This window comes from Dehalococcoidales bacterium (assembly GCA_035529395.1).
In the GTDB taxonomy this organism is placed as follows: Bacteria; Chloroflexota; Dehalococcoidia; order Dehalococcoidales; family Fen-1064; genus DUES01.
Genome location: DATKWT010000106.1, coordinates 1 through 9,051, shown reverse-complemented (window position 1 = coordinate 9,051; position 9,051 = coordinate 1). Strand labels below are relative to the sequence as shown.

The 9,051-nt window shown below is 56.8% G+C and carries 8 protein-coding genes; 3 read left to right on the top strand and 5 right to left on the bottom strand.

The genetic code is table 11. The features are described from left to right. Positions 1-306 precede the first annotated feature (306 nt). Entirely contained in the window at positions 307-1,278 is a 972-nt protein-coding gene (locus VMW13_06930; protein HUV44547.1) for an ABC transporter permease, read from the top strand. A gap of 160 nt (positions 1,279-1,438) precedes the next feature. On the opposite strand, the gene VMW13_06925 is transcribed toward VMW13_06930, so the two are convergent. Next, positions 1,439-2,578, bottom strand: a complete 1,140-nt coding sequence (locus tag VMW13_06925) for an acyl-CoA dehydrogenase family protein (GenBank protein HUV44546.1) — start codon at positions 2,576-2,578, stop codon at positions 1,439-1,441. 360 nt (positions 2,579-2,938) lie between these two features. Here VMW13_06925 and folP point away from each other — a divergent pair, with 360 nt between their 5' ends. After that, positions 2,939-3,796 (top strand): dihydropteroate synthase, encoded by an 858-nt coding sequence (gene folP / locus VMW13_06920; protein HUV44545.1) that lies wholly within the window; start codon positions 2,939-2,941, stop codon positions 3,794-3,796. 32 nt (positions 3,797-3,828) lie between these two features. Then, positions 3,829-4,452 carry an NUDIX hydrolase gene (locus VMW13_06915; protein HUV44544.1) on the top strand — a complete coding sequence of 208 codons (624 nt, stop codon included), beginning with the start codon at positions 3,829-3,831 and terminating at the stop codon, positions 4,450-4,452. A gap of 24 nt (positions 4,453-4,476) precedes the next feature. Here VMW13_06915 and VMW13_06910 read toward each other — a convergent pair whose 3' ends face one another. The 4 genes from VMW13_06910 to VMW13_06895 all read right to left on the bottom strand — a co-directional run. After that, positions 4,477-5,337, bottom strand: coding sequence for an aminotransferase class IV (locus VMW13_06910; protein HUV44543.1), 861 nt, complete (start codon positions 5,335-5,337; stop codon positions 4,477-4,479). Further along, positions 5,330-5,929, bottom strand: a complete 600-nt coding sequence (locus VMW13_06905; GenBank protein ID HUV44542.1) for an aminodeoxychorismate/anthranilate synthase component II — start codon at positions 5,927-5,929, stop codon at positions 5,330-5,332. Before VMW13_06905 ends, VMW13_06910 begins: the two co-directional genes overlap by 8 nt. Before the next feature lie 2 nt (positions 5,930-5,931). Further along, positions 5,932-7,365, bottom strand: a complete 1,434-nt coding sequence (pabB, locus tag VMW13_06900) for an aminodeoxychorismate synthase component I (GenBank protein ID HUV44541.1) — start codon at positions 7,363-7,365, stop codon at positions 5,932-5,934. Between the two features lie 175 nt (positions 7,366-7,540). Further along, positions 7,541-9,051, bottom strand: a 1,511-nt coding sequence (locus VMW13_06895; protein HUV44540.1) for an ASKHA domain-containing protein, incomplete at its 5' end; no start/stop codon positions are given.

Below are 9,051 nucleotides of genomic sequence, written 5' to 3'. Positions count from 1 at the left end.
GTGGGTGATGGGTAGGGGCATCAGAATCACTACAGATAGTGGTGGTCGCTGGTGCCCTTTGTGGTTTCTGGGAAATACTTTCCTTCTTACTTATGCGGGCACTACCGGGGGAAACCAGGGTGCTGGTGGGTAGGATGACAGTCACCAGCTTAATCAAGCGCTGCTACCCCCTCCCGTGTCCGGAGCCATGGGGATAATCGAGCATAGCCCGATGTAAGCGCAATCTGTTGCGCCGAACCGCACATTGTGCGGTGTAATCGGGCCAGCGGCAGAGCCCGCCAAGAAGAACAGGATTAAGAGGAAGATATGCGTGACTATATAATCCGGAGACTATTATTAATGATACCCACTATGTTTGTGGTGACCATAGTGGTCTTCCTCCTGATCCGCTTTGTTCCCGGCAGTATAGTTGAGATGATGATGTTCCAGATGGGAGGAGGTGGGGAGAGTCAGTCGGAGGAAACGATAAGCCCGGAGGCTATCAGGCAATGGCTGGGGCTGGACAAGCCGATGCATGTCCAGTATGCAATCTGGATGAACGGTATATTTACCCGCGGCGACTTCGGCACCTCGCTCTGGACTAGGAAACCGGTTTTACCAGAGATTCTAGCCAGACTGCCGATAACCTTTGAGCTTGGTTTCTTTGCTTTCGTTATATCGCAACTGATAGCCCTGCCGGTAGGCATAATTTCCGCCATAAGGCAGGATTCCTGGCTGGACTATTTAGGGCGCAGCTTTGCCATCATCGTCATGGCTACACCCGGTTTCTGGCTGGGGACGATGATTGTCATCTTCCCCTCGATATGGTGGGGATGGTCGCCAGAAGTGGAGCTCATTTCCTTCACTAAGGACCCGGCAGGGAACCTGGTACAGTTTCTCGTTCCCGCCGCGCTTCTGGGCAGCCAGATGTCGGCAGCAACCATGAGAATGCTGCGCACCACCATGCTTGACATATTGAGGCAGGACTACATCCGGACCGCATGGGCAAAGGGACTCAGAGAGAGGGTAGTCATCATGAGTCACGTTCTGAAGAATGCCATGATTCCGGTTATCACAATGATTGCAGGCCAACTCTTCATCATGATTGGCGGCACTGTCATCATGGAGCAGATCTTCAACCTGCCCGGTATGGGTCGCCTCTTCCTGGACGCTATCTTCAGGAGAGACTACTCCTACGTGAGCGGAATTAACTTTATTCTGGCATCCATTGGACTGGTACTCATCCTGGTTACCGACCTGAGCTACGCTTTTCTTGACCCCAGGATTCGTTATCGATAGAGGAAAAGAACTGGTGCATTGTATAAGTTACTAATAAGGATGCGGATTCCAGTGAAAACGGCCACTTGTCCGGGGCCCTGTATGCTAGTTCCAGCCCCCGGAACTCTAGCGTTTTAAGTGGTACATCATTTGAGGGCAGACCACGTTCTTACGTCACTGATTAGCGCAACCCGATCGCCCGTGAAATGACTAGCTGCTGTATCTCGGAGGTACCTTCAGTGACCGTGTTCCTTCTTGCATCCCGGAAATAGCGCTGTATTGGTGATTCGGTCATGATGGCTACCGCGCCGTGTATCTGCATGGCATCGCTGGTTACTCTCTGCACGACTTCGCTGGCGAATAGTTTGGCCATCGATGCCTCCTTGAGACGTCGGTTGCCCTCGTCGTACAGCCAGGCGGCACGATACATCAACCAGCGGGCCGCCTCTATTTCCATGGCCATTCTGGCCACTTTGAAACCCGTTGCCTGGAACCTGTGTATCGGTTGACCGAACTGCTCCCTCTGCTGGACATAGTCCAGGCAAGCTTCATAGGCCGCCTGTGCCAGCCCTATACTCGTCGCGGAATGGGAAATCCTGCCAGCATCAAGGCATTCCATAACATAGCTGAAGCCCCTGCCTTCTTCACCAATCAGGTTCTTGACTGGAACCTTGCAGTCTTCGAAGACGAGTTCAGCTGTCTCGGCGGAACGCATGCAGAACTTGTGCATTTTCATGGCCGTGAACCCCGGTGTCCCCTTCTCCACAATGAAAGCACTTATTCCTCTGGTTCCCTGGCTTCGCTCAGTAGAGGCAGCCACAAGCACGAAGTCACATATTGTGCCATTGGTTATGTACAGCTTGGTGCCGTTGAGAATGTAGCTGTCCCCTTGCCTGCGAGCGGTGGTCTCAATGGCTGCCGCATCGGAGCCTGCGTTCGGCTCTGTCAGGCCAAATGCCGCAATCTTCTCTCCCTTGATGGCCGGGACCAGGTATTCCTGTTTCTGCTCCTCAGTTCCGTGCTCCAGAATGGGAACGGTCGAAATACCGCTCTGGGACGTCAGTGCGGACGCGATGCCGACAGCGACTCTGGATATCTCTTCAATCACGATGCATTCACCTACCATCCCCATCTCGGCACCGCCATATTGTGCCGGATGGCTGGCACACAGATAGCCCAGTTTACCAAGCTGGCTGTACAGCTGGACCGGAAATTGCTCCTTCTCCTCAGCCTCATTAACGAGCGGGGCTATCTCTTTTTCTGCGAAATCTCTGCTTGCTGTCCTGAGCATTCTGTGTTCTTCACTCAGTTCGACGTACATACTATCTCCTCCGTGAACCGTCATTTTGGTTTTCCACAATAACTAACGCAGCCGCGAAGAGGCTGCTGCGTCACATTAGTAGAGGAAGCTTGTCTGACATATCCTATCATGTATTCTAGTCACTTCGGCACTGAGCGTCAATCTTTTGAATTGAATCATAATAAGTGTTACCGCAAGTGGTATCGTTGCCTCATGGAATTGACTACCATGTTGCGTGTCAAGGTCTGGTCGAGGCAGCACGGCTTTTCTCTCGAAAGCGCCTGTAATTAACGCACCGTTCTCACTGACTGTGATTTTATCCCCGACGTTCTTGATTTCCGGCTTGCTGCCGGTTAAAGTAGGACTGGAGAGACAGAAGTCATGAGTGTACCAGGCATCACCAGGTGCGGCCTCAGCGAGTTCCGCTGGGGAGAGCGTACCTACATCATGGGGATAGTGAACGTGTCCCCGGAATCGTTCTCCGGTGACGGCCTCGCTGATGCCGATGCAGCCGTTGAACAGGCACAGCGTTTTGTTACCGAGGGTGCGGATATCCTGGATATTGGCGGCGAGTCCACCCGCCCCGGTTCATCACCAATTTCCATCGAAGAGGAAGTCCGGCGAGTGGTACCGGTCATAGAGCGGATTGCCCGCAAGGTAAACGTACCGCTCAGCATCGACACATATAAATCAGAGGTAGCCGTCCGTGCCCTGGAAGCCGGAGCAGCCATTATAAACGACCAGTGGGGACTGAAGAAGGACCCCGGTCTCGCGGAACTGGCCGCTGCCAGAGACGTCCCCATAATTCTGATGAGCAATCAGCGTGATAAGGGCGGCTACGACACGGATGCCAGGCGGGACACCGCTTTCTACGAAGACGTAATCGCCGAAGTAATCTCTTCGCTATGGAACAGCATCGAGACGGCACTGGTGGCCGGAGTCCCCCGGGAGAACATCATCATCGACCCCGGCCTGGGTTTTGGTAAGACCTGGCAGCAGGACATCGAAATCCTGCGTCGGCTGGCTGAACTGAAGGAGTTGGGGCAGCCCATCCTCATCGGGCCGTCACGCAAGTCCATGATAAAGATGGTACTCGACCTCCCTGCCGACGACCGTGTCGAGGGTACCGCGGCTACGGTGGCCATCGGTATCGCCAACGGTGCTGACATCGTGCGGGTGCATGACGTGCGGCAGATGGTGCGCGTATGCCGCATGACCGATGCCATCGTGCGGGGGTAGTGCGCTCATCTGGCAGCAAAACGGAGAGACACATGGTGTTCAGGACGATTGCAGACTTCGCCCCTGACGGTGTCGAAGTCGGGGTTGGGCTTGCCTTGCAAGACGACGCTGGGTTCTATATCTTCTTTCTAGCGGGCACCCGCCATCGTTGTCCCCCGGGTGAGTTATTCTACGGCGGCATAGGCGGTCATCGGGAAGCAAACGAAGACTGGCTGATGTGCGCGCATCGAGAGGCAAAAGAGGAAATCGGGACGGACGTTGATATTCTCCCTGCCTCAGCTACGTGGTATATTCCCCAGCAAGGGCCGGTCCAACAAATCAAGGTGAGCGACAAGCCACGACTATTTGCGTTCTACGAGATGATTCACCCGCCCGGGACACCGCGGGCGGGCGAGCTATACCACATCGTTATATACAGGGCACATCTGCATGATACTCCCCGAGACTTGCCGCCAGATGAGTTGCAGGCCGTTATCGCGTTGACGAAAGAGCAGGTAGTCCGGGGCCTGGAACGCAAACCAACACTGGCGGAGCTGCTGAAGGAAGGGGCTCTATTGCTGGCAGGGAGAGGGCAGGTAGACCGGCAAGTCCGCCTCTATCCACTTGGCACAGCAGCGGCTTTGGCCCATATATTAGGGCAGATTAACAAGGCATGAGAGACATGAGCCGTGCCGCGTCCCCTACTTCCCCACCTCCCGTCTCACCATCTCCCTGTACCCCGTCATCAGCTTCTGTGTAACCGGCCCCGGCTTACCGGAACCCACCGGCTTTCCCTCTACCCCGGTAAGCGGCATGATTTCCATCACCGAGTTGGTCAGGAATGCCGCGTCCGCTCTCATGAACTCGTCCATCGTTATGTCACATCCCACCGCGTCTATGCCCAGTCCCCCGGCAAGCTCAAGTACCGTCTCCCTGGTAACTCCGGGAAGAACACCGCTTTCCAGTCCCGGTGTCTTCAGGGAACCATTGCCGACGAGGAACACGTTGCTCATGCTGGCCTCGGTCAGCAGTCCCACTTCGTTGAGAAGGAGGGCTTCATCAGCACCGGCAGTCCTTGCTTCCTGCCTTGCCAGCATACTCTCCAGGAAGTTGAGCGTCTTCATGCCGGAGAGAGGCGACTGGCTATTGCGGCGGATAGATGATACCACCGCACTGAAACCTTTCTGATAGACCTCTTCCGAAAACGGTTGGTAATTCCCCGCCACCACCAGCACCGTCGGCTCACCACACGTAGTCGGGTCAGGGACTACCCTACCCTCACCGATAGATACGGTGAGCCGGATACGGGCATCGCTGAGTCCGTTGGCACGGATGGTCTCCGTCACCGCTCTTTCCAGAGCATCGCCCTCAACGACTATGCCAAGCCTTTCCGCAGAATGAAGCAGCCGGTCAAGGTGCCGGTCAAGGCGGAAAACGTGTCCTCCGTAGGCCCGCATGGTCTCGAACAGGCCGAATCCGTAGAGAAAGCCGTAGTCGAGCACGGCAATGCGGGCATCGTCTCGGGCCACCAGAGAGCCGTTGAGATAAACCAGTTCAGTCACGACCAGGCTCCTCCGGCCACATCGGCTGCCGGTAGCTCAGGAAGTTCCTCAGTACCGCGTGACCTACATCGGTCATGATGGACTCGGGGTGGAACTGCACGCCCTCAACGACATAGTCCCGGTGCCGGACTCCCATAACAATACCTTCACTGGTAGTGGCAGTGGTCTTCAGCACGTCAGGAATAATATCGCCTCTCACCACTAGAGAATGGTAGCGGCCAGCCTCAAACGGGTTCGGCAGGCTCTGGTATACCGTACGCCCGTCGTGATAAACGAGGGTGCTCTTGCCGTGGGTGGGGATGTGAGCACGGACAATCTCGCCCCCGTAGACGTACCCGATACACTGGTGTCCCAGGCAGACACCAAGAATGGGAATCCTCCCCCCGAAGTGGCGCACAACGTCATTGGATATACCGGCCTCCAGCGGGGTGCACGGCCCCGGAGAGATGACTATGTGGGATGGGCGAGCGCGTTCTATCTCGGCCAGGGTGACCTCGTCGTTGCGATGGACCACCGGTCTCCAGCCCAGCTCACCGAGGTACTGGGCAAGGTTATAGACGAACGAATCGTAGTTATCAATAACAATTACCATGGCTATTCCTGGCCTTCTGCCGGCAGATTGAGGGCACTAATGAGAGCCCTGGCCTTGTCCAACGTCTCCTGGTACTCTTCCTCGGGGTCGGAGTCATAGACGACGGCACCACCCACCTGGAAATAGGCCCTGCCATCCTTGATGATGAAGGTGCGGATGACGATATTGAGGTCGAGACTGCCGTCGAACCCCAGATACCCGATGTTGCCGGTATAGACGCTTCGCCGGGTAGGCTCCAGCTCATCGATTATCTCCATGGCGCGCACCTTGGGTGCTCCGGTTATCGAGCCGCCGGGGAAGGTGGCTTTCAGCAGGTCCGTGCTATTCTTGCCCTTCCTCAGTCGACCTTCCACGGTGGAGGTGAGATGGAAGACGGTGGGAAACACCTCCAGTATCGTCAGTTCGGTCACCCTGACGGTGCCGTAGCGACAGACCCGCCCCAGGTCGTTCCTCTCCAGGTCCACTATCATGATGTTCTCCGCCCGGTCTTTAGGGCTGTTCAGGAGTTCCCGGGCAAGGGCCTGGTCTTCACCCAGCCCTCTGCCCCGCGGGCGGGTGCCCTTTATCGGGCGCGTCTCCACACGGTCACCACGCAGCCGGAGAAACCGCTCCGGGGAGGCGCTCACTATCGTGACGTCGTCAAACCCGAGGTAGCTGGCGAAAGGCGCCGGGTTTATCTGCCGCAGACGCCTGTAGAGGTCGTAGGGGTTGATGGTGAGTTCCGTTTCGAAGCGCTGGGAGATGTTTACCTCAAAGATATCCCCGGCGATGATGTACTGCCGTGCTTTCTCGACAGCAGCGACGTATCTGTCATGCGTGAATCCCCCGGTGAGGCCAGCCGCCGCCGGGCCTGCGGGCACTGAGGATGGCGTCGGCACCCTGGTACCAGAGAAGCGGGACTTCATCTCATCGAGCCGGTACCTGGCCCGCGCCATCCTTTCTGTTTCGGCAAGCTCCGGAAAGCCGGTGGAGACAATGTAGGTCTTTCCCTCAAGGTGGTCGAAGGCCAGCACGACATCGTAGAAACCGAGGTAGCACTCCGGCAGCTGGAGGTCATCCACCGCCGTAGTCGGCAACCGCTCAATGAAATGGCAGAGGTCATAGCTCAGGTAGCCCACCCCACCACCGACAAACGGCACCGGTGCAGATACCGGGTCCAGCCGATACTCTTCAAGGATACTACCGATTATGTCAAACGGGTTCCCGCTAAGGCAGGTCTTCTCCGCCCCCCTGGTGATGGTGCTCTGGCTGCCGCGACTGCTGAGGACAAGGAAAGGGTTGCTGCCAATAAATGAGTACCGCCCCAGCTTGTGAGGGTCCATACCACTATCCAGGAAGAAACAGAAGGGATCGTTGCGGAAGAGCTCAAAGGTGTCAAGCGCCGACAGCCCGGGGTCTATTTCTTCGATTAGGGGAGAACGTGGTGTTCCCGTCATTAACACAAACCCCGGTCAGGACTATACCCTGCCATTACCAACCTGCATAATACAATAGTAGTCATGAGCCGTCAAACGAAGTCTGGGTGGGCCGCAGGCCCACACGTCATTACGAGCGAACCTGCTGGCAAAGCCAGCAGGCCGAAGCCGAAGCAATCTCGCAGTGACGAAGCAATCAGACAGTCTCCTGTCTCGAACCATGTCTTAAACGATAGCGGCCCAGGTAGGTAGCCTCGGTGAATGTCTGCATGAAATTCGGCGAACTGGCCAGCTCAATGTACTCCACCTGTGAAGCCACAGTACGAGCCTCATCCCGCCTTCGTGTCGAGACCAGGGCAAGGCGGGCGCCGGCACCGGCGGCATTACCCACCTGGCGGAAGCGTTCCCGCGGGAGCGACGGCAGCATCCCGATATCCATCGCGCTACCAACATCGATATAGCTGCCAAAGGCCCCGGCAATAACCACCTGCCTGATATCTTCCTCGGCACAATCGCTGCTATTCAGGAGTGCCTGTATGCCGGTGCGAATCGCTGCCTTGGCGAGTTGCAGTTCACGAATATCCTGCTGCGTTATACCGACGGCGTGACGGCCGCTACGTTTCTCCTCACCAACAAGCACGAACTCACGCTGCCGGCCGTCGCCGCGTACCAGGGGATGGTCGGATGCCATTCTTCCTTCCCTGGTAACAATCCCGTTGAGGTAGAGTTGGGCCAGGGCATCGAGTATTCCCGAGCCACAGATGCCCACCGGCGGAGCGTCATCTACCGTCTGGCACTGCACCAGACCCCCGGGACTGCTGTCAGCAACGATTCGCAGCCTTTCGATAGCACCTGCGGCAGCCCGCATGCCGTCCCGAATGTGCCCGCCCTCAAATGCCGGACCGGAGGCACAGGAAACAGCCGTTATCCTGCCATTGTACACCAGCGAGACCTCGGTGTTGGTGCCGATATCAAGGGCGACTATCGGTCCCTCCTCCTGCCATACTCCGGTGGCAAGTAACATGGCCACGTGGTCGGCACCGATGAAACCGGCGATATTAGGCAGGAGATGTACGTAAGCCCCGGGGGCAATTCTTAATCCTATGTCGCGGGCTTTAATATCCAGGGCATGGCCGACGGCAGGAATGAAGGGCGCGGCAGCAAGCTGAGTGACGGGCAGGCCAAGCAGGAAGTGATGCAAAGCAGTATTACCAACAACAACCGCTTCCACGATGGCCTCTGGTGACTCACCAACTTCGGCAGTAAGCTCTCCGGTAAGCTGGTTGAGTGCTTCAACGGCCAGCGCCTGCAGTCGTGGTCCACCGTCAGGTGAACCGGTGATGTAGCTGATTCGTGTGACAACATCCTCCCCACACTCAATCTGGGGGTTCATCATGCCACGGGCGGCCAGTGTGTTTCCGGTATCCAGGTCGACCAAATACCCGGCTATTTTCGTCGTGCCCAGGTCAACCGCCAGTCCAAGCTGCCGTGCAGCACACTCACCGACAGCCACCACTTCATCATCACGAACTGAGACCTGACACTGCCAGTCCCGTGAGCGTAGCTGTGGGGAGAGCCCGCGCAGGACGTCAATATCGACCCGGCGGCAGTGCACCTTATGCTGCTGGCGGAGTGCTTCCAGCAGACGGTCAGCATCAGCCTGCTGGTCGGAGAGGGAAGGGACTATCAGATTCAGGTTATAGGCAC